Origin of the sequence: Cupriavidus nantongensis, from assembly GCF_041726985.1 — a bacterium.
GTDB lineage: Bacteria > Pseudomonadota > Gammaproteobacteria > Burkholderiales > Burkholderiaceae > Cupriavidus > Cupriavidus nantongensis_A.
In genome coordinates this window covers 542,196-560,494 of the sequence record NZ_CP168303.1, presented here as the reverse complement: position 1 = coordinate 560,494, position 18,299 = coordinate 542,196, and the positions used below count along the sequence as shown (strand labels likewise).

General features: G+C 69.0%; 17 protein-coding genes. 8 read left to right on the top strand and 9 right to left on the bottom strand.

The window, feature by feature from the left end; genetic code table 11:
- The first annotated feature begins 61 nt into the window (after positions 1-61).
- On the top strand, positions 62-898 hold the full coding sequence (locus ACEI37_RS13670; RefSeq protein WP_373379328.1) for an AzlC family ABC transporter permease: 837 nt from the start codon (positions 62-64) through the stop codon (positions 896-898).
- On the top strand, positions 895-1,221 hold the full coding sequence (locus ACEI37_RS13665; RefSeq protein WP_373379327.1) for an AzlD domain-containing protein: 327 nt from the start codon (positions 895-897) through the stop codon (positions 1,219-1,221). Before ACEI37_RS13670 ends, ACEI37_RS13665 begins: the two co-directional genes overlap by 4 nt.
- Before the next feature lie 33 nt (positions 1,222-1,254).
- On the opposite strand, the gene ACEI37_RS13660 is transcribed toward ACEI37_RS13665, so the two are convergent.
- From ACEI37_RS13660 to ACEI37_RS13630, 7 genes are all read right to left on the bottom strand, one after another.
- Entirely contained in the window at positions 1,255-2,244 is a 990-nt protein-coding gene (locus tag ACEI37_RS13660) for an L-threonylcarbamoyladenylate synthase (protein WP_373379326.1), read from the bottom strand.
- A gap of 39 nt (positions 2,245-2,283) precedes the next feature.
- Complete coding sequence (locus ACEI37_RS13655; protein WP_112773700.1) at positions 2,284-3,528, bottom strand: 5-(carboxyamino)imidazole ribonucleotide synthase; 1,245 nt, start codon at positions 3,526-3,528, stop codon at positions 2,284-2,286.
- A 41-nt stretch (positions 3,529-3,569) separates the two neighbouring features.
- Positions 3,570-4,067 (bottom strand): 5-(carboxyamino)imidazole ribonucleotide mutase, encoded by a 498-nt coding sequence (purE, locus tag ACEI37_RS13650; protein WP_373379325.1) that lies wholly within the window; start codon positions 4,065-4,067, stop codon positions 3,570-3,572.
- A 135-nt stretch (positions 4,068-4,202) separates the two neighbouring features.
- Positions 4,203-5,111, bottom strand: coding sequence for a phosphoribosylaminoimidazolesuccinocarboxamide synthase (locus tag ACEI37_RS13645; protein WP_116378176.1), 909 nt, complete (start codon positions 5,109-5,111; stop codon positions 4,203-4,205).
- 163 nt (positions 5,112-5,274) lie between these two features.
- On the bottom strand, positions 5,275-6,339 hold the full coding sequence (fba, locus tag ACEI37_RS13640) for a class II fructose-bisphosphate aldolase (protein ID WP_018008879.1): 1,065 nt from the start codon (positions 6,337-6,339) through the stop codon (positions 5,275-5,277).
- 50 nt (positions 6,340-6,389) lie between these two features.
- Positions 6,390-7,826 (bottom strand): pyruvate kinase, encoded by a 1,437-nt coding sequence (gene pyk / locus ACEI37_RS13635; protein ID WP_373379324.1) that lies wholly within the window; start codon positions 7,824-7,826, stop codon positions 6,390-6,392.
- Positions 7,827-7,885: 59 nt separating this feature from the next.
- Positions 7,886-9,082, bottom strand: coding sequence for a phosphoglycerate kinase (locus tag ACEI37_RS13630; protein WP_373379323.1), 1,197 nt, complete (start codon positions 9,080-9,082; stop codon positions 7,886-7,888).
- Positions 9,083-9,471: 389 nt separating this feature from the next.
- Here ACEI37_RS13630 and ACEI37_RS13625 point away from each other — a divergent pair, with 389 nt between their 5' ends.
- Positions 9,472-9,690 (top strand): hypothetical protein, encoded by a 219-nt coding sequence (locus tag ACEI37_RS13625; protein WP_373379322.1) that lies wholly within the window; start codon positions 9,472-9,474, stop codon positions 9,688-9,690.
- Between the two features lie 98 nt (positions 9,691-9,788).
- A complete protein-coding gene (locus ACEI37_RS13620; protein WP_373379321.1) occupies positions 9,789-10,928 on the top strand; it encodes a helix-turn-helix transcriptional regulator in 1,140 nt (379 codons plus the stop codon).
- Positions 10,929-10,974: 46 nt separating this feature from the next.
- Here the strand turns inward: ACEI37_RS13620 and ACEI37_RS13615 are convergent, their stop codons facing one another.
- On the bottom strand, positions 10,975-11,994 hold the full coding sequence (locus tag ACEI37_RS13615; RefSeq protein ID WP_373379320.1) for a Bug family tripartite tricarboxylate transporter substrate binding protein: 1,020 nt from the start codon (positions 11,992-11,994) through the stop codon (positions 10,975-10,977).
- A 196-nt stretch (positions 11,995-12,190) separates the two neighbouring features.
- The gene (locus ACEI37_RS13610; RefSeq protein ID WP_373380259.1) at positions 12,191-15,196 is read right to left on the bottom strand and encodes a DEAD/DEAH box helicase; all 3,006 of its coding nucleotides are present in this window, start codon (positions 15,194-15,196) and stop codon (positions 12,191-12,193) included.
- A gap of 244 nt (positions 15,197-15,440) precedes the next feature.
- Here ACEI37_RS13610 and ACEI37_RS13605 point away from each other — a divergent pair, with 244 nt between their 5' ends.
- The 4 genes from ACEI37_RS13605 to ACEI37_RS13590 all read left to right on the top strand — a co-directional run bounded on the left by ACEI37_RS13605 (position 15,441) and on the right by ACEI37_RS13590 (position 18,280).
- The gene (locus ACEI37_RS13605) at positions 15,441-16,361 is read left to right on the top strand and encodes a branched-chain amino acid transaminase (protein ID WP_062796961.1); all 921 of its coding nucleotides are present in this window, start codon (positions 15,441-15,443) and stop codon (positions 16,359-16,361) included.
- A 94-nt stretch (positions 16,362-16,455) separates the two neighbouring features.
- The gene (locus ACEI37_RS13600) at positions 16,456-16,650 is read left to right on the top strand and encodes a zinc-finger domain-containing protein (RefSeq protein WP_010812205.1); all 195 of its coding nucleotides are present in this window, start codon (positions 16,456-16,458) and stop codon (positions 16,648-16,650) included.
- Positions 16,651-16,768: 118 nt separating this feature from the next.
- On the top strand, positions 16,769-17,791 hold the full coding sequence (gene waaF, locus ACEI37_RS13595; protein ID WP_373379319.1) for a lipopolysaccharide heptosyltransferase II: 1,023 nt from the start codon (positions 16,769-16,771) through the stop codon (positions 17,789-17,791).
- Positions 17,792-17,839: 48 nt separating this feature from the next.
- Positions 17,840-18,280 carry a nuclear transport factor 2 family protein gene (locus ACEI37_RS13590; protein WP_012351840.1) on the top strand — a complete coding sequence of 147 codons (441 nt, stop codon included), beginning with the start codon at positions 17,840-17,842 and terminating at the stop codon, positions 18,278-18,280.
- Positions 18,281-18,299 lie beyond the last annotated feature (19 nt).

The window sequence follows — 18,299 nt, the reverse complement described above, 5'->3', positions numbered from 1 at the left end:
CGGCGGCAGCCTTCCGGGCCGGCCTTCGGCCCCGGGCCGCATCGCCCCCGCTTCCTCTGACATGACTTCCCGACAACCCCCGGTGTGGTTGCGCCTCTGGCATCGCTTCGCACCGGCCGAACGCGCCGGCTTTATCGATGGCGCGCGCCGCTTTGCCCCGTCCCTGCCCGCGGTATTTTCCTGGGGCCTGGTCACCGGCGTGGCCATGAGCAAATCCGTGCTGACCGTGCCCGAGGCCATCGGCATGTCGCTGCTGGTCTACGCCGGCTCGGCGCAGCTGGCGGTGCTGCCGCTGTTCGCCGCGGGGCTGCCGCTGTGGACCATCTGGCTGACCGCGGCCATGGTCAACCTGCGCTTCGTCATCTTCAGCGCCGGCATGCAGCCGCATTTCAGCTACCTGACGCTGGCGCGGCGCACGGTGCTGGGCTTCTTCAACGGCGACCTGCATTTCGTCTACTTCCTGCAGAAGTACAGCACGCCCGGCTACGAGCCCGGCAAGGAAGGCTACTTCTGGGGCATGGCGCTGACCAACTTCTGCATGTGGCAGGTGTCGTCGATCATCGGCATCGTGCTGGCCAGCCTGTTCCCCGACAGCTGGGGCCTGGGGCTGGCCGGCACCATGGCGCTGATCCCGGTGATGATCGCCACCATCAACTCGCGCTCGACGCTGATGGCGGTGGTGATTTCCGCGGTGCTGGCGCTGCTGTGCTTCGACCTGCCGTACCGGCTCGGGCTGGTGGTGGCAGTGGTGGGCGCGATCGCCGCCGGCATGGCCAGCGACGAACTGGCCGCGCGCGCCGCGCTGCGCGGCATCCAGCGGCGCAAGCAGGCACCGCTGGCCAAATCCCCGGCCAAGCCGGCGCCGGAGCCTGCCGACGTACCGGGAGACCGCGCATGAGCCATACCGAAGTCTGGATCGCGCTCGTCGGCATGGCGGTCGTCACCGTGATCACGCGCGCGCTGTTTCTGATGGCGGGCGAACACATCACCGTGCCGGACCGCATCCAGCGCGCGCTGCGCTATGCGCCGGCAGCGGCACTGGCCGCCATCATCCTGCCGGACCTGATGACCTGGCAGGGGCATTTCACCGTGGCGTTGTCGAACTACAAGCTGATGGCCGGGGTGGCGGCGACGGTGTTCTACCTGCTGACCCGGAAGATGGTGGGGATGATTGCGGTGGGGATGGCGGTGTATACGGCGTTGCGGTTGTTGGCGGGGTAATGTCGACGGCTGCGTGCCTGGCACGCGCCGGCCCTACCCCCCAAACGCCGCCGCCGCCCGCTCCAGCCGGTCGCGCACCCCGGCCCAGTCCTGCCCCTCGGGCAACACCTCGAACACCAGCTGCGTGTACCCCTGCCGGTCGAGCTTGCGCAGCAGCCGGTACAGCTCCTGCGCATAAGCGGCGGCATCGGCAGGCGCCTGCACCCAGGTGCAGCGCTGGTCGGCCAGCGGCGCGCGCCCGACCCATGCCACGCGGGCATCCGCTGGCAGCGCTTGCAGGCGCGCGGCAGCGGCCTGTGCATCGGCCAGCAGCAGCGGCGTGTGCGGCGCGTAGTGGGCCTTCAGCGTGCCCGACGCGCGCGGCGCGGCGGCGTCCGGCGGCAGCGGGGCCTCGCCTAGCACCTGCGCCAGCATCCCCACCGTGACCGCGCCCGGGCGCAGCAGCACCGGGCCGATGCCCTGGTCCAGCCGCGACAGGTCGACGATGGTCGATTCAATGCCGACCTCGACGCCATCGCCCTCCAGCACATAGACCGCGTCGCCGAATTCCTCGCGCACATGCTGCGCGGTGGTCGGGCTGACCTGGCCGAACTTGTTGGCGGACGGCGCCGCGATGCCGCCGCGACCGCGCTTGAAGCGCGACAGCAGCGCCTGCGCCACCGGATGCGACGGGCAGCGCAGGCCGATGCTGTCCTGCCCGCCGGCGACGGCGGCGTCGATATGCGCGGCGCGCTTCAGGATCAGCGTCAGCGGGCCGGGCCAGAAGGCGTCGATCAGCTGTTGCGCGGCCGCGGGCACGTCGTCGGTCCAGTAGCCGATGTCGGCACCGTCGACCACGTGCACGATCACCGGATGGTTCGACGGCCGGCCCTTGAGCGCGAAGATGCGGCCGACCGCCGCGGGGTTTTCTGCGTCGGCGCCAAGGCCGTAGACGGTCTCGGTCGGAAAGGCGACCAGTTGCCCGGCCTCGAGCAGGCGGACGGCTTCATCCAGTTCGGCGGCCGTGGGCGTGCGCGGCGACATCGTGTTCCTTCAAAAGGTGGCGTGGCGGTCGACGGAAATTCAGAGCGGGATATGCAGCGCCTGCGCGGCCGCCCGGAACGCGGCGTCGGCGGCCTCGGCATGCTCGCCGATGCAGTTGACGTGCCCCATCTTGCGCGACGGGCGCGCATCGCTCTTGCCGTACAGGTGCAGCTTGGCGCCGGGTTGCGCCACGACTTCGTCCCAGGCCGGCGTGCGCTCCAGGCCGAACTCGAACCACACGTCGCCCAGCAGGTTCAGCATCTTGCCGGCCGAATGCTGGCGCGTGCTGCCCAGCGGCAGCCGCGCCATGGCGCGCACCTGCTGCTCGAACTGGCTGGTCTCGCACGCGTCCATGGTGATATGGCCGGAATTGTGCGGGCGCGGCGCCATTTCGTTGGCGACCAGCGAGCCATCGGTCAGCACGAAGAACTCGATGCACAGCACGCCGACATAGCCCATTTCGGTGGCAATGGCGGCGGCGGCGGCGCGGGCGCGCTCGGCGATCTCGGGCGAGACGCTGGTCGACGGCATCTCGGTCGAGAACAGGATGCCGTCGCGGTGCACGTTCTCGGCCAGCGGCCAAGTCGCGGTGGCGCCGTCCGCGCCGCGCGCGGCCAGCACCGACACCTCGTACGCCAGCGGCAGCATCTGCTCCAGCACGCACGGCACGTGCTGCATCGCCTTCCACGCGGCGCGCACGTCGTCGCGCGTCTTCACGCGCGCCTGGCCCTTGCCGTCATAGCCCATGCGCGCGGTCTTGAGGATGCCGGGCAGCACGTGATCGGGCAACTGGTCGACGTCGGCGTCGTGCTGGATCACCCAGTGCGGCGCGGTCGGCACGCCGGTGCGCTCGGCACACGCGGCGAAGAACTTCTTCTCGCCGATGCGGTTCTGCGCGATCGACACGCAGTAGCCGCGCGGCGCGACGAACGCGCCCAGCTGCTCGAGCCGGTCCAGCGACAGCGACGGCACGTTCTCGAACTCGGTGCTGACCGCCTGGCACAGCTTGCCCATCTCGGCCAGCGCGGCCTCGTCGGTGTACTGCGCGCAGATATGCTTGTCGGCGACCACGCCGGCCGGGCTGTCCTGGTCCGGGTCGAGCACGCACACGCGATAGCCCATCGCCTGCGCCGCATGCGTGAACATGCGGCCGAGCTGGCCGCCGCCCAGCATGCCCAGCCACGCGCCGGGCAGGATGGGCGCGTCGGGACGGTCGACGCCGAATTCGGCGCGCGATTCCGGCGTGTGGGCTTCGGAGAGGTGGGGATGGATATCGGTAGGCATTGCTCGGTTCCGTGTGGGTCCGGAGGGTTACAGCGGCAGCATTACAGCGGCAAGGTCATCGCGCGCGCAGCTTCGGTCTGCTTCGCGCGGAAGGCTTCCAGCGCGGCAGCCAGCGCGTCGTCGGTCGTCGCCAGCGTGGCGATCGCGTGCAGCGCGGCGTTGGCCGCGCCCGCTTCGCCGATGGCGAAAGTGGCCACCGGCACGCCCTTGGGCATCTGCACGATCGACAGCAGCGAGTCCTCGCCGCGCAGGTACTTCGACGGCACCGGCACGCCGAACACCGGCACGATGGTCTTGGCGGCGATCATGCCGGGCAGGTGCGCGGCCCCGCCGGCACCGGCGATGATGGCACGCAGGCCGCGGCTGCGGGCGCTCTCGGCATAGCTGAACATGTCGTCGGCCATGCGGTGCGCGGACACCACCTGGGCTTCGAACGGCACGCCGAAATCCTTCAGCATCGCCACGGCGTGCTGCATCACGTCCCAGTCGGAACTGCTGCCCATGACGACGCCGACCAATGGCTTATCTTGCTTGCTCACTTTATCTGTTCCTTCTGTTGTCGTTCCCGCGAATGCCCAGGGGGCAAGTGGGCGGGAACCCAGTGACTTTGTCTTTGGCATCAACGCAGCGCAAAAGACGCTGGATTCCCGCCTGCGCGGGAATGACGAAGTGACTTACTTCAACTCTTCGCCCGTCAGGCGCGTCAGCGCCTCGCGGTACTTCGCCGCGGTCTTCTCGATCACGTCGTCCGGCAGCTGCGGCGCCGGCGCGGTCTTGGGCCAGGGCTTGCCGTCGATGCGCACGGCTTCGAGCCAGTCGCGCACGAACTGCTTGTCGAACGACGGCGGGTTGGTGCCCACCTGGTACGAATCGGCCGGCCAGAAGCGCGACGAGTCGGCGGTCAGCACTTCGTCCATCAGCGTCAGCACGCCGTTGTCGTCCAGGCCGAACTCGAACTTGGTGTCGGCGATGATGATGCCGCGCGTGGCGGCGAACTCGGCCGCTTCCTTGTACAGGCGGATCGAGATCTCGCGCATCTGGCGCGCCAGCGCGATGCCGATGCGGGCCTCGACCTCGGCGAACGAGATGTTCTCGTCGTGCTCGCCCATCTCGGCCTTGGCCGCCGGCGTGAAGATCGGCTCGGGCAGCTTCTGCGCGTTCTGAAGGCCCGGCGGCAGCTCGATGCCGCACACCTTGCCGGTGGCCTGGTAATCCTTCCAGCCGCTGCCGGCAAGGTAGCCGCGCACCACGGCCTCGACCAGGATCGGCTTCAGGCGCTTGACCACCACCGCGCGGCCCCTGACCTGCTCCACTTCATCCGCGGCTACCACGGTCTCGGGCGCGATACCGGTCTCGTGGTTCGGCACGATGTGCGCAAGCTTGCGAAACCAGAAGCTCGCCATCTGGTTCAGCACGCGGCCCTTGTCGGGGATCGGCTCGCCCATGATGACGTCGAACGCCGACAGGCGGTCGGTGGTGACGATCAGCAGCTTGTCGTTGCCGACGGCATAGTTGTCGCGCACCTTGCCGTGGCCCAGCAGCGGCAGCGAGTTGATGGAGGACTGGTAGAGAGCGTTGGTCATGATGGTTCCGATCGAACGGAGGTAAAGCACAGCGTCCGCAAAAAACACTGACGCTTAAAAATGCGTCGTCCCCGCGGAGGCGGGGACCCAGTGACTTTTGCCTTTGGTCAGCGCCGTGTGAAAGACGCTGGGTTCCCGCCTGCGCGGGAACGACGGTTGAGACTTACTGCACGACCTGCGCCAGCTTGCCCGACTTGTACTGCTGCGCGATCTCGCTCAGCGCCACCGGCTTGATCTTGCCGGCCTGGCCCTCGCAGCCGAACGCCAGGTAGCGCGCCTTGCACACCTGCTTGGCCGCTTCGCGGGCCGGCTTCAGGTATTCGCGCGGGTCGAACTTGCTCGGGTTCTCGACGAAGAAGCGGCGGATCGCGCCAGTCATGGCCAGGCGGATGTCGGTGTCGATATTGATCTTGCGCACGCCGTACTTGATCGCTTCCTGGATTTCCTCGACCGGCACGCCGTAGGTTTCCTTCATGTCGCCGCCGAACTTGCGGATTTCTTCCAGCAGTTCCTGCGGCACCGACGACGAGCCGTGCATCACCAGGTGGGTGTTGGGGATGCGGGCGTGGATTTCCTTGATGCGGTTGATCGCGAGGATGTCGCCGGTGGGCTTGCGGGTGAACTTATAGGCGCCGTGCGAGGTGCCGATGGCGATCGCCAGCGCGTCAAGCTGGGTGGCCTTGACGAAGTCGGCGGCCTGCTCGGGATCGGTCAGCAGCATCGAGTGGTCCAGCTTGCCTTCGGCGCCGATGCCGTCTTCCTCGCCGGCTTCACCGGTTTCGAGCGAGCCCAGGCAGCCCAGCTCGCCCTCGACGGTCACGCCGATGGCGTGCGACAGCTGCACCACCTTGCGCGTCACGTCGACGTTGTATTCGTAGTCGGCCGGGGTCTTGCCGTCTTCGCGCAGCGAGCCGTCCATCATCACCGACGAGAAGCCCAGGTCGATCGCGGCCTGGCAGATCGCCGGCGACTGGCCGTGGTCCTGGTGCATCACCACCGGGATATGCGGATAGGCCTCGACCGCGGCTTCGATCAGGTGGCGCAGGAAGTGCTCACCGGCGTATTTGCGGGCGCCGGCCGAGGCTTGCATGATCACCGGAGCGTTGACCTCGTCGGCCGCCTGCATGATGGCCTGCACTTGCTCGAGGTTGTTCACGTTGAAGGCCGGCAGGCCGTAGCTGTTCTCGGCTGCGTGGTCCAGCAGCTGGCGCATCGAAACGAGTGGCATGTCTAACTCCTAAATGAAAATGGGATGTCTCGGTATTCTTCTGTCGGCGCTCAATGCCCCACCCTGACGATCTTCAGGGTGTTGGTACCGCCCGGCTGCCCCATCGGCTCGCCGATGGTCAGCACGATGAAATCGCCCCGCTGCACCACGCCCTGCGCCAGCAGCAGCTCCTCGGCCTGCTCCAGCGCGGTATCGCGGTCGGTGCTCGACTGCAGCGGCAGCGGCACCACGTTGCGGTACAGCTGCATCTTGCGCTGCGACGCCAGGTTGGGCGTCATCGCGTAAATCGGTACATGGATGCGGTGCCGGCTCATCCACAGCGCGGTCGCGCCGGAATCGGTCAGCGCCGCGATCGCCTTCACCTGCAAATGATAGGCGGTGAACAGCGCCCCCATCGCCACCGACTGGTCGATGCGCGAGAAGGTCTGGTTCAGGAAATCGGTGTCGAGCTGCACCACCTCGGACTTCTCGGCCTCGATGCAGACCGCGGCCATGGCCTCCACGGTCTCGACCGGATAGCGGCCGGCGGCGGTCTCGGCCGACAGCATCACCGCGTCGGTGCCGTCCAGCACGGCGTTGGCCACGTCCGAGACCTCGGCGCGGGTCGGCACCGGGTTGACGATCATGCTTTCCATCATCTGCGTGGCGGTGATGGTCAGCTTGTTGGCCTCGCGCGCCAGCCTGATCATGCGCTTCTGCAGCGCGGGCACGGCGGCGTTGCCGACTTCCACGGCGAGGTCGCCGCGCGCCACCATGATGCCGTCGGAAGCCTGCAGGATTTCTTCCAGCACGCCCGGATGGATGGCCTCGGCGCGCTCGATCTTGGCGATCATGCGGGCCCGGTGGCCGTGCGGCTGGCCGGCCACGGCGGCCAGCTGGCGCGCCATTTCCATGTCGGTGGCGTTCTTGGGGAAGCTCACCGCGAGGTAGTCCGCGCCCAGGGCCATGGCGGTCTTGATGTCGTCCATGTCCTTGGCGGTCAGCGCCGGCGCCGACAGCCCGCCGCCCTGGCGGTTGATGCCCTTGTTGTTGGACAGCTCGCCGCCCACGCGCACGGTGGTGAAGATCTCGTTGCCCAGCACGCGGTCGACCACCAGCACGATCAGGCCGTCGTTGAGCAGCAGCAGGTCGCCCGGACCGACGTCGCGCGGCAGGTCCTGGTAGTCCAGGCCGGCGCGCTCTTCGTTGCCGAGCTTGCAGTTGGAATCGAGGATGAAGGGCTCGCCCGCCTTGAGCAGGACCTTGCCATGCTCGAACTTGCCCACGCGGATCTTGGGACCCTGCAGGTCGGCCATGATGGCGACCTCGCGCCCGCACGCCTGCGCCGCCTCGCGCACCAGCCGGGCGCGGTCGAGATGGTCCTGGGCGGTGCCGTGCGAAAAGTTCAGCCGCACCACGTCGACCCCCGCCGCGATCATGCGGGTCAGGATTTCCAGCGAGCTGGAAGCGGGGCCGATGGTGGCGACGATCTTGGTGGAACGGGTCATGCGGGGATTTCCTTGGTGAAGGACGAGGCCCGGCATGGCGCCAGACCTTGGCGGATGCTTCAGCCTGCTGCGCGCTGTTCCAGCACTTCAAAGGCGGGCAGCTTCTTGCCTTCCAGGAATTCCAGGAATGCGCCGCCGCCGGTCGAGATATAACCGACGCGGTCGGCGATGCCGTACTTGGCGATGGCGGCCAGCGTGTCGCCGCCGCCGGCGATCGAAAACGCCTTCGATTCGGCGATGGCTTGCGCCAGCACCCTGGTGCCGTTGCCGAACTGGTCGAACTCGAACACGCCCACGGGGCCGTTCCAGACGATGGTGCCGGCGGCCTTGAGCTGCTCGGCCAGCATCGCGGCGGTCTTCGGGCCGATGTCGAGGATCATGTCGTCGTCAGCCACGTCCTTGACCTCCTTGACGGTGGCCGTGGCGGTCGCGCTGAATTCCTTGGCGCAGACCACGTCCACGGGAATGGGCACCGAGGCGCCGCGCTTGGCCATGATGTCGATGATGGCCTTGGCGTCGGACACCAGATCGGCTTCGGCCAGCGACTTGCCGATCTTCAGGCCGGCGGCCAGCATGAAGGTGTTGGCGATGCCGCCGCCGACGACCAGATTGTCGACCTTGTCGGCCAGCGACTTCAGGATGGTCAGCTTGGTCGAAACCTTGGAGCCGGCCACGATCGCCACCAGCGGTCGTGCGGGCTGGCCCAGGGCCTTGCCCAGCGCGTCGATCTCGGCGGCCAGCAGCGGGCCGGCACAGGCGATCGGGGCGTATTTGGCGATGCCGTGGGTGGTGGCCTCGGCGCGGTGCGCGGTGCCGAAGGCGTCGTTGACGTAGACGTCGCAGAGCTTGGCCATCTTCTGCGCCAGCTCGTCGCTGTTCTTCTTCTCGCCCTTGTTGACGCGGCAGTTTTCCAGCAGCACCACCTGGCCCGGCGCCACTTCGACGCCGTCGACCCAGTTCTGCACCAGCTGGACCGGCTTGCCAAGCAGTTCGGACAGGCGCGCGGCGATCGGCGCCAGCGAGTCTTCGGGCTTGAACTCGCCCTCGGTCGGGCGGCCCAGGTGGGACGTGACCATCACCGCGGCGCCGGCGCCCAGGCAAGCCTCGATGGCCGGCACGGAGGCGCGGATGCGGGTGTCTTCGGTGATGTTGCCGGCGTCATCCTGCGGCACGTTCAGGTCGGCACGGATGAACACACGCTTGCCGGAGAGTTTGCCTTGGGAAATCAGATCGGAAAGACGCAGGACAGAGGTCATGACGGTGGATGGCGCGAGATTTCGCTGCTGATTCGGGGAAACCGGCATTTTACCTGAACGCGATCGGGGCTTTGCCGAATCCGGACCGTGGCGGATGGCGAAGCGCCCCGGGGCGCACAAACCGGGCCGCGCGACGCGCGCTGCCTGTCCGACTCCCCACCAAAGAAGGGTCGTCCGCGTTTCCGTGAGGCTCCCGAGTGCGGTAATGTACGCAACGTCTGCTACAACAGACACGCAATCACGCCAGAGCCGGTCTACAAACGGCCAAGACAAGCGGCGGCCGACACGGCCAATCACACGCAGCCAGAACAACAAAGCATGCCGGGGTGCGAGCGGACGCACCGCCGGCGCCGCGCATTATTTCGTCGCGAATGCAAGGGGTAAGTCAGATGAATGAAGTCGACATGCACGGAGCAATCCGCGGCTTGTACGAGGGGATTCCAGATCCCATTGCCTGGCACGACAGCCTGCGCGCCCAGCAATTGGGCGTGCGCCAGGAAACCGCACGCACGCAGCGCAAGGCGGTGTTCCACAAGACCGGCTGCAACCGCAAGGCCCAGCCCACGCATCCGCTCGCGCACCTCGGCGCGACGCTGGACCTGGCCTGAACACGCACGCCTCGCAACTAGCCGGCCTGCCCCGGCGGCACGCGCGCCGCCGCACGGGTAAAGTGCCAAAAATAAAAGAAATAAAAAGAAGGAAAGCCATGAGCGACACACAGATGCACGACACCATTCGCGCGCTGTACGAGGGGATTTTCGACGCCGATGCCTGGCAGCGCAGTCTGGGCGCACTGTGCCAGGCCAGCGGCAGCAGCCACGCGCACCTGCTGGTGCTCGATACCGTGCACGAGCGCGTGCTGGTGCACCAGGAGGTCAACCCGATGCCCGAGGCCGTGGCCGCCTACCGCGAACAGTTCGCCGCGATCGATCCGGCGCTGCCGTTCGCCCGGCGCATGGCGGTGGGCAGCTGGTATATCGATTCGCGCGAGCTGGGGCCGCAGGTCATGCGGCAGTCGCCCTTCTACGGCGAGTTCCTGCGGCCGATCGAACAGTCGTCGGTGATGGCCTGCCTGATCGAGCGCCAGCCGCACTACGACGTGTTCCTGTCGCTGCAGCGCCCGCATGGCCACGACCATTACTCGCCCGAGGACGCGCGCGCGCTCGACTGGGCCATCCCGCACGTGCGCCAGGCCATGGCGCTGCGCGAGCGCACCCACCAGGTGTCGGCGCTGGCGCATGCGTCGTCGCAGCTGATGGAGCGGCTGCCGTTCGGGGTGATCGTGTTCCGCGACGACGGCAAGCCGCTGATGGCCAACAGCATCGGCGAAGCCTGGGTGCGGCGGCTGCTGCCGGCGGTGTCGATCGAGACCAGCGTCGGCGCGGCACCGTTTGCCGCGCGCGACGATGGCGGCTGGACTTTGTCGCGCCCGTTCGCGGACGCGTTGCGGGCGGTGTGCAACCCCGCCAGCGCGCAGCCGGCGCAGGCGCTGCGCGCCGTCGACGGCGCGGGCCGGCAGGCACAGGTGATCCTGCTGCCGCTGCCCGCGGCCCATCACCTGGCGCTGGACTGGCAGCGCCCGCGCGTGCTGGTGGCGATCCACGAACCGGGCGCCGCGCCGATGACGCTGCCGACCGTATTGCGCGACCTTTACGCCCTGACGCCGGCGGAGATCCGGCTGGCGCTGCAATTGTCTTCGGGCATCGGCCTGCCCGAGGCCTGCGAGTTGATCGGGATCCGGCGCGAGACCGGGCGCACCCAGCTCAAGGCGATTTTCACCAAGACCGGCACCGGCACGCAGGCGCAGCTGGCGCACCTGCTGACGCGGCTGGGCGTGCGCGCCTAGCCGCGCAGCCCGGCTCCGGCCGCGCCGGGGCGGATCAGTCGACGAATCAGTCGATCGACGCGCCCACGGTCTTGACCACGCCCGCCCACTTCTGGCGGTCGGCCTTCACCGTGGCCTTGAACTGGTCCACGGTCTCGACCCGCGGCGTGTTGCCGGCATCGATCAGCTTCTGGCGGATCGCCGGCGTTTCCAGCGCGACCTTGACCGCGTCATTGACCTTGCGCGCGATCTTCGGGTCCAGCCCCCTGGGCCCGAACAGGCCGAACCAGATGGTGCTGTTGAAGCCGGGCAGGCCGCTCTCGGCAATGGTCGGCACGTCGGGAATCACCTGCACCCGCTGCTTGGTGGTCACGCCCAGCAGGCGCACCTTGCCGGCGCGGAACTGCGGCAGCACGCTCTGCACCTGGTTGAAGATGCAGCAGACCTCGCCCTTCACCACTGCCTGCAGCGCATCCGGGCCGCCCTTGTAGGGCACGTGCACCATGTCCAGGCCGGCGCGCGCATTGAACTCGGCAAACGCCAGGTGCGTGCCGGTGCCGTTGCCGGTGGAGGCAAAGTTGTACTTGCCGGGATTGGCCTTGACCTTCTCGATGAACTCCTTGACCGACTTGACGTCGAGCACGGCCGGGTTGACGGTCAGCACGTTGGAGACTTCGACCAGCGGCGCGATCGGGGTGAAATCGGCGTCGGCATCGAACGGCAGGGTCTTGTACAGCGCCGGGTTGATGCCGTGCGTGGCGGCGGTGCCGAGCAGCAGCGTGTAGCCGTCCGGCTTGGCATGCGCCACCACCTCGGAGGCAACGTTGCCGCCGGCGCCCGGCCGGTAGTCATAGACGATGGTGGTCTTCAGCGACTTCTGCAGCGATTCCTGCAGCGTGCGGCCGACGATGTCGACGCCGGAGCCGGCGGTAAAGCCCATCAGGATCGTCACCGGCTGCGTCGGCCATTCGCCCTGCGCGTGGGCAGGCATGCTGACCGTGCTCACGGCAGTGGCGGCGCACAGCGCGGCCACGCGGACGGCGGAACGGAAGGACAAGCGCGGAAGCAGGCGGGACGAGTTGGGCATGGGGGCACCGTCGGTGAATATCACAAGGAAGCGGCCCGGCGCGGCGGACTCGCGGCGGACCTGAGCGATGGCCGGGATCTGAGCCCCGGGCCAGCGCAACAAGATAGCAAGGTTCCTGCCAAAACCAAACGACTGAGTTTGCCTGAAGGTATGCCGTGCGGGCATATGGCAGCCCACTGCTGCGCGGCCTGGCGCTTCAGCGCCGCAGCAGTCCCACCAGTTCGTCGACATCCGGCAGCGGCGCGCCGGTGCCCGCGGCGTGGTCGTCGTCGGCTTCCAGCAGGCCATCGGCCAGCGCGCGCTTGTCGCGGTGCAGCTCGACGATGCGCTCCTCGATGGTGCCGGCATTGATCAGCCGGTACACCGTGACCGGGCGCTGCTGGCCGATGCGGTGCGCCCGGCCCATGGCCTGGTCTTCGGCGGCGGGGTTCCACCACGGGTCGGCGATGATCACGTAGTCGGCCGCTGTCAGGTTCAGGCCGAAGCCGCCGGCCTTCAGGCTGATCAGGAAGACATCGCCCTCGCCCGCCTGGAACGCGGCCACGCGGCGGGTGCGCTCGGCCGCGGGGGTGGCGCCGTCCAGGTATTGCAGCGCCAGTCCAGCGCGCTCCAGCCCCTGGCGCAGCAGCTGCAGGAAATCGACGAACTGGCTGAACACCAGGGTCTTGTGGCCACTGGCGGCCAGTCCGCTGGCCAGTTCGACGAAGGCGCGCACCTTGGCGCCTTCGTTCAGCTGGCCGCTCAGTTGCCCGCCCACTTCGGGCGTGACCAGGCGCGGATCGCAGGCGGCGCGGCGCAGCCGCATCAGCTGCGCCAGCACGTGCAGGCGCGCCTGCGCCTGGTGCTGGGCCTGCGCCAGCGCCCGCGCCTTCGCGCCGGCGGGCGCATCGCGGGTGGCCTTGCGCGCGGCTTCGACGCGTGCGAGCGCGGCCTCGGCCTCGGTCTGCGCCTGGCGGCGCAGCGCCTCGTAGTGCGCGGCTTCGACCGGCTCGGGCTCGACCCGGATCACCAGCTCGGTACGCGGCGGCAGCTCGTCCAGCACCTGCGCCTTGGTTCGGCGCAGCACGAACGGCGCGATCATGCGGCGCAGCCGCAGGCGCGCCTCGCGGCTGCCGGCGCGTTCGATCGGGTTGGCAAAATACTCGTTGAAGCGGGCCAGCGAGCCCAGCAGGCCCGGATTGCAGAACCGCATCACCGACCACAGCTCGGCCAGCCGGTTCTCCACCGGGGTGCCGGTCAGCGCCATGCGGAAGTCCGACGGCAGCGCGAACATCGCCTGCGCCCGCCGCGTGACCGCGTTCTTGAAGGCCTGCGCCTCGTCGGCCACCACGGTATGCCAGGTGCGCGCGCAGAAAGCGTCGCTGGCCTGCTGCAGCAGCGTGTACGAAACGATCACCAGGTCATGCGGGCCGGCCTGCGCCAGCAGCGCGTCGCGATCGCCCTCGGCATAGACGTGGACGTTGAGCGTGGGCGCGAAACGCCGCGCCTCGGCGGCCCAGTTGCCGCACACCGAGGTCGGCGCGATCACCAGCGCCGCGCCGTCCGCGCCGCGCGCGACCAGCACCGCCAGCGCCTGCAGGGTCTTGCCCAGGCCCATGTCGTCGGCCAGGCAGGCGCCCAGGCCGGAAGCGGCCAGCGTCATGGCCCAGCGGTAGCCGGCTTCCTGGTAGGGGCGCAGCTCGGCCGCCAGCGTTGCCGGCAGCGCGATTTCGCGCTCGCGCGCGGCGCGCAGCCGGGCGATACGGGTGCGGAAGTGCGCGTCGGGATCGACGCCGGCGCCGGCCAGCACGTCGTCCAGCCATGGCGTGGCCATCTGCGGCACGCGGATGCCCTCGGGCATCCGCTCGCCTACGCCGGCAAGATCGCGCAGCCGGCCGCGCAGCATCTGCGTCAGCGCCACGTAGACGCCCTGCCCCATCGGCACGAAGCGCCCGGCATGGCTGCCGGTCCAGTCGATCAGCTTGCCCAGTTCCAGCACCAGCCCCTCGGCCACGCGCAGCTCGCCCGCCAGCTGGTACCACGCACCGCGGCTCTCGATCTGCACCCCCAGCTGCGGCAGGTCGGCGGGCAGCACGCGCAGTTCCTTGCCGCGCGGCCATTCGACCGCCTGCACCGCGGGCAGCGCCGGCAGCGCCTCGACCACCGCGAGCGCATCCTCGGGATCGTCCAGCGTCCATGTGTACTCGCCGCCGGGCGGCGACAGCGCCACCAGCTGCGGCAGCGCGGCGAAGACTTCGGCCACGCTGGCCAGCTCGGCGTCGAGGTCGCGTTGGGTGGACAGGGTCTCGCCGCGCACCGTCGCCATCAGCCGTTCGCGCCCGGCGCCGGGCGCCAGCCGCGGCCCGAGCGGGCCCAGCGGCGTCACCACCAGCCGCAGCGAGATGCCGCGCCCCACCGGCGCCACTTCGGCGCGAAGCCGTGCCTCGGCCTCGACCGCGCGCGAGCCGGCCGCGGCATCGGCCTGGATCTGGAACTGGCCGGCCAGCGCGCGCAGGGTCTGGTCGAGCCGGGCGTGGCCTTCCTCGGGAACGGCCAGGCCGTTGCCGATCAGCCGCGCGGCCTCGAACTGCGCCGGGGTATAGCGGATCAGCCGCAGTCGGTGCGGGCCGTCGCGCAGCAGCGTGAACTGTCGCAGCGCCTCGGCTTCCTGGCGCGCGGCGGCGGGCAGCAGCGCCTCCAGCGCCGGCGCCTCGCGCACCGGGGGGAACAGGCGCAGCACGTAGCGGCCGGCGCTGCGCACCGCCTCCAGCGCGGGCGCGTCCTCGACCACGTCCAGCGTCTGCGTGGGCGCGTGGGCCAGCACCACGCCCGGGTGCCCGGCCAGCGCCATCAGCGCCATGGCGCGATCGAGCACGTAGCGGCGGTGGTGCGAGGCATCGCGGCGGATGGCGCGCGCCACGCGCGCATCCCATGGCTCGAGCCGGTCATCCTCGGCGATGCGCGCCAGCGGCACCGGCCGGGGCTTGCCCCAGCCCTTCGGGCCGCGCACCTGCTCGAGCGGCTCGATCGTGCCGGGCGCGCCGTCGGCGTCCAGCGTCAGCGCCCACAGCAGGCGCCGCGCGGGCTGCGCCGCGCAGGCCGCGGCCCCGGGGTCGGTACCGGCGAGGGCGCGCAGCGCATCCAGCGCCTGCTGCCAGTCAGGTAGCGGCGGTTCAATGGACGCTGACTCGGGCGGCGATTTGGAGGCGGCGTGTGTAGTCAGGGGCACAGCATGATTCGATGGAACGAGGGTTCAACCTCCACCGTCATTCCCGCCTGCGCGGGAATCCAGTGACCTATAAAGACGCTGGGTTCCCGCCTGCGCGGGAACGACGAGCGGTTGACCGAACGGCATCGCCACAAAAAGAGGCATTCTAGACCGCCGCCGCGCCCGCGCTGCGTTGTGACCCATGCCCCCGGGGCTTACAATATCGTTTTTGCTATTTCCACGGCGCAGGAGAACAGACATGTCGATGGCGGATCGCGACGGCAAGATTTGGATGGACGGCAAGCTGATCGAGTGGCGCGACGCCAAGATCCACGTGCTGACGCATACGCTGCACTACGGCATGGGCGTGTTCGAGGGCGTGCGCGCCTACAAGACCCCCGAAGGCACCGCTATCTTCCGCCTGAAAGAGCACACCCGCCGCCTGTTCAATTCCGCCAAGATCTTCCAGATGGCGATGCCGTTCGACGAGGCCACGCTGGAAGCCGCCACGCGCGAAGTGGTGCGCGCCAACAACCTGGAATCCTGCTACATCCGCCCGATCGTGTGGATCGGCTCGGAAAAGCTGGGCGTCTCGGCCAAGGGCAACACCATCCACGTCGCCATCGCGGCGTGGCCGTGGGGCGCCTACCTGGGCGAGGAAGGCATGGAGCGCGGCATCCGCGTGAAGACCTCGTCGTTCACCCGCCACCACGTCAACGTGTCGCTGGTGCGCGCCAAGGCCAGCGGCTACTACATCAACTCGATCCTGGCCAACCAGGAAGCCACCGGCCTGGGCTACGACGAAGCGCTGCTGCTCGACACCGACGGCTACGTCAGCGAAGGCTCGGGCGAGAACGTCTTCATCGTGCGCAACGGCGTGATCTACACCCCCGACCTGGCCTCGTGCCTGGACGGCATCACCCGCGACGCCACCCTGACCATCGCGCGCGACCTGGGCATCGAAGTGCGCGAGAAGCGCATCACCCGCGACGAGATGTACTGCGCCGACGAAGCCTTCTTCACCGGCACCGCCGCCGAGGTCACGCCGATCCGCGAGCTGGACGACCGCATCATCGGCGAAGGCCGCCGCGGCCCGGTGACCAAGCAGATCCAGGACGCCTTCTTTGCCGCCGTCGGCGGCACCGACGAAAAGTACAAGAAGTGGCTGACGCTGGTGTAAGCACCGGCCGGCAGCCGCGTGCCAGTCGCCCGCCCGTGCGGGCGCGGCACGCCCCTTGTTTTGACGAACAATACGTTTTATTCCCTGCAACACCATGACGCAAACCGCGACCATCATCGAAATCGGCGCCGAAGACATTCCGCTGCACTGCCCGACCGCCAACACCCCGGCCTGGAACTACCATCCGCGCGTGTTTCTCGACGTGGCCGACACCGGCGAAGCCAAGTGCCCGTACTGCGGCACCGTGTACAAGCTCAAGCCGGGCACCGTGCTGAAGGGCCACCACTGACCCGAGCCGCCTGCCATCGCACCTCCCTGACGCTCCGGGCCGCCCACAGGCGCCCCGGAGCGTTGGCGTTGCCGGCGCCCGCGCCGCTGCGCCCGTGCCGGCTCCTTGCGCCCCTTCCATGAAGAAAGCCCTCGTCATCGCCCCCAACTGGATCGGCGACGCCCTGATGGCGCAGCCGCTGTTCGCGCTGCTCAAGGCGCGCCATCCGCGCCTGGTCATCGACGCCCTCGCGCCCAAGTGGGTCGCGCCGGTGCTCGCGCGCATGCCGGAAATCGGCCGCGTGTTCCCGTCGGACCTTGCGCACGGCAAGCTGCAGCTGTCGGCGCGGCTGATGTTCGCGCAGCAGCTGAAGAACGAAGGCTATGACCTGGCCTACGTGCTGCCGAACTCGCTCAAGTCGGCGCTGATCCCGTGGCTGGCCGGCATTCCGCTGCGCATCGGCTACCGCGGCGAAGCGCGCTTCGGCATGCTCAACGTGCGCCACGCCAATCCGCCGCGCGACCACCGCCCGCCGATGGTGGAGCACTACGCCCGCCTGGCGCTCAAGCCCGGCGCGCGCCTGCCCGACAACCTGAGCGAGCCGCGCCTGCGCGTGGACCCGGCGCGCGTGGCCGCCACGGCGGAGCGCTTCGGCCTGGCCCCGCACACGCGCGTGATCGCGTTCTGCCCGGGCGCCGAGTTCGGCCCGGCCAAGCGCTGGCCCGCGGCCCATTTCGCGAAGCTGGCGCAGATGCTGCGGCGCTCGTACCCGTACGCGCAGATGATCGCGCTGGGCTCGGCCAAGGACGCCGAGATCGCCGCCGAGATCACCAGCGAGGCCCCGTTCGTGCGCAACCTGTGCGGCCAGACCTCGCTCGACGACGCGGTCGACCTGCTGGCGCTGTCCGAAGCCGCGGTCTGCAACGATTCGGGCCTGATGCACGTGACCGCGGCGCTGGGCCGGCCCCAGGTGGCGGTGTACGGCTCGAGCGATCCGCGCCACACGCCGCCACTGTCACAGGCAGCGAGTATCATGTGGCTGCAGCTGGAGTGCAGCCCGTGCTTCAAGCGTGAGTGCCCGCTGGGCCACCTGCGCTGCCTGAAAGAGATCGAACCGGAAATGGTGTTCGTCGAGCTGCGCAAGCTGCTGCACCGGCCCTGACCGCCTGACGTCCCTGCCGCCCCTGCCCTAGCCACGTCCATTGCCAACATGCCTCGCTTTGCCCGCCTGTTCGATTCCGCCGAAGACATCGTCGACGCTTTCCGCGAAGCGCTGAAGCTGCGCGACGCCGAAGGCGCGCTGCGCCTGTGGCTGGACGAAGACTCGATCACCTGCGTGCTGCCCGACGGTCAGCGCCTGATCGGCCACGAGCAGCTGCGCCAGGCATTCTCGCAGCTGCTGGAAGAACAGCCGGTGCTGGTTGACGCCATCGAAACCAGCAGCCACGCGTCGATGGCCGTGTCGATCTTCGACGTGACCGAGGCGCTGCGCTTCGGCAGCGACCGCGTCGAGGCCGACCTGTACGTGCACACCACCTACGTGCTGATGCAGAACCACGAAGGCTGGCGCCTGGCCCACATCCACTGCAGCCCGGCCAACGCGGTGCAGGTTGCCGCCGTGGCCGCCACGCCGGGCCAGGCGCTGCACTGAACCCGCGGCCGCGCAGCGG

Excerpts from the sequence above, each read along its gene's own strand:
- ACEI37_RS13670 (WP_373379328.1), top strand. The coding sequence starts at position 62 with ATGACTTCCCGACAACCCCCGGTGTGGTTGCGCCTCTGGCATCGCTTC.
- ACEI37_RS13665 (WP_373379327.1), top strand. The coding sequence starts at position 895 with ATGAGCCATACCGAAGTCTGGATCGCGCTCGTCGGCATGGCGGTCGTC.
- ACEI37_RS13660 (WP_373379326.1), bottom strand. The coding sequence starts at position 2,244 with ATGTCGCCGCGCACGCCCACGGCCGCCGAACTGGATGAAGCCGTCCGC.
- ACEI37_RS13655 (WP_112773700.1), bottom strand. The coding sequence starts at position 3,528 with ATGCCTACCGATATCCATCCCCACCTCTCCGAAGCCCACACGCCGGAA.
- ACEI37_RS13645 (WP_116378176.1), bottom strand. The coding sequence starts at position 5,111 with ATGACCAACGCTCTCTACCAGTCCTCCATCAACTCGCTGCCGCTGCTG.
- fba (WP_018008879.1), bottom strand. The coding sequence starts at position 6,339 with ATGCCACTCGTTTCGATGCGCCAGCTGCTGGACCACGCAGCCGAGAAC.
- pyk (WP_373379324.1), bottom strand. The coding sequence starts at position 7,826 with ATGACCCGTTCCACCAAGATCGTCGCCACCATCGGCCCCGCTTCCAGC.
- ACEI37_RS13630 (WP_373379323.1), bottom strand. The coding sequence starts at position 9,082 with ATGACCTCTGTCCTGCGTCTTTCCGATCTGATTTCCCAAGGCAAACTC.
- ACEI37_RS13625 (WP_373379322.1), top strand. The coding sequence starts at position 9,472 with ATGAATGAAGTCGACATGCACGGAGCAATCCGCGGCTTGTACGAGGGG.
- ACEI37_RS13620 (WP_373379321.1), top strand. The coding sequence starts at position 9,789 with ATGAGCGACACACAGATGCACGACACCATTCGCGCGCTGTACGAGGGG.
- ACEI37_RS13615 (WP_373379320.1), bottom strand. The coding sequence starts at position 11,994 with ATGCCCAACTCGTCCCGCCTGCTTCCGCGCTTGTCCTTCCGTTCCGCC.
- ACEI37_RS13605 (WP_062796961.1), top strand. The coding sequence starts at position 15,441 with ATGTCGATGGCGGATCGCGACGGCAAGATTTGGATGGACGGCAAGCTG.
- ACEI37_RS13600 (WP_010812205.1), top strand. The coding sequence starts at position 16,456 with ATGACGCAAACCGCGACCATCATCGAAATCGGCGCCGAAGACATTCCG.
- waaF (WP_373379319.1), top strand. The coding sequence starts at position 16,769 with ATGAAGAAAGCCCTCGTCATCGCCCCCAACTGGATCGGCGACGCCCTG.
- ACEI37_RS13590 (WP_012351840.1), top strand. The coding sequence starts at position 17,840 with ATGCCTCGCTTTGCCCGCCTGTTCGATTCCGCCGAAGACATCGTCGAC.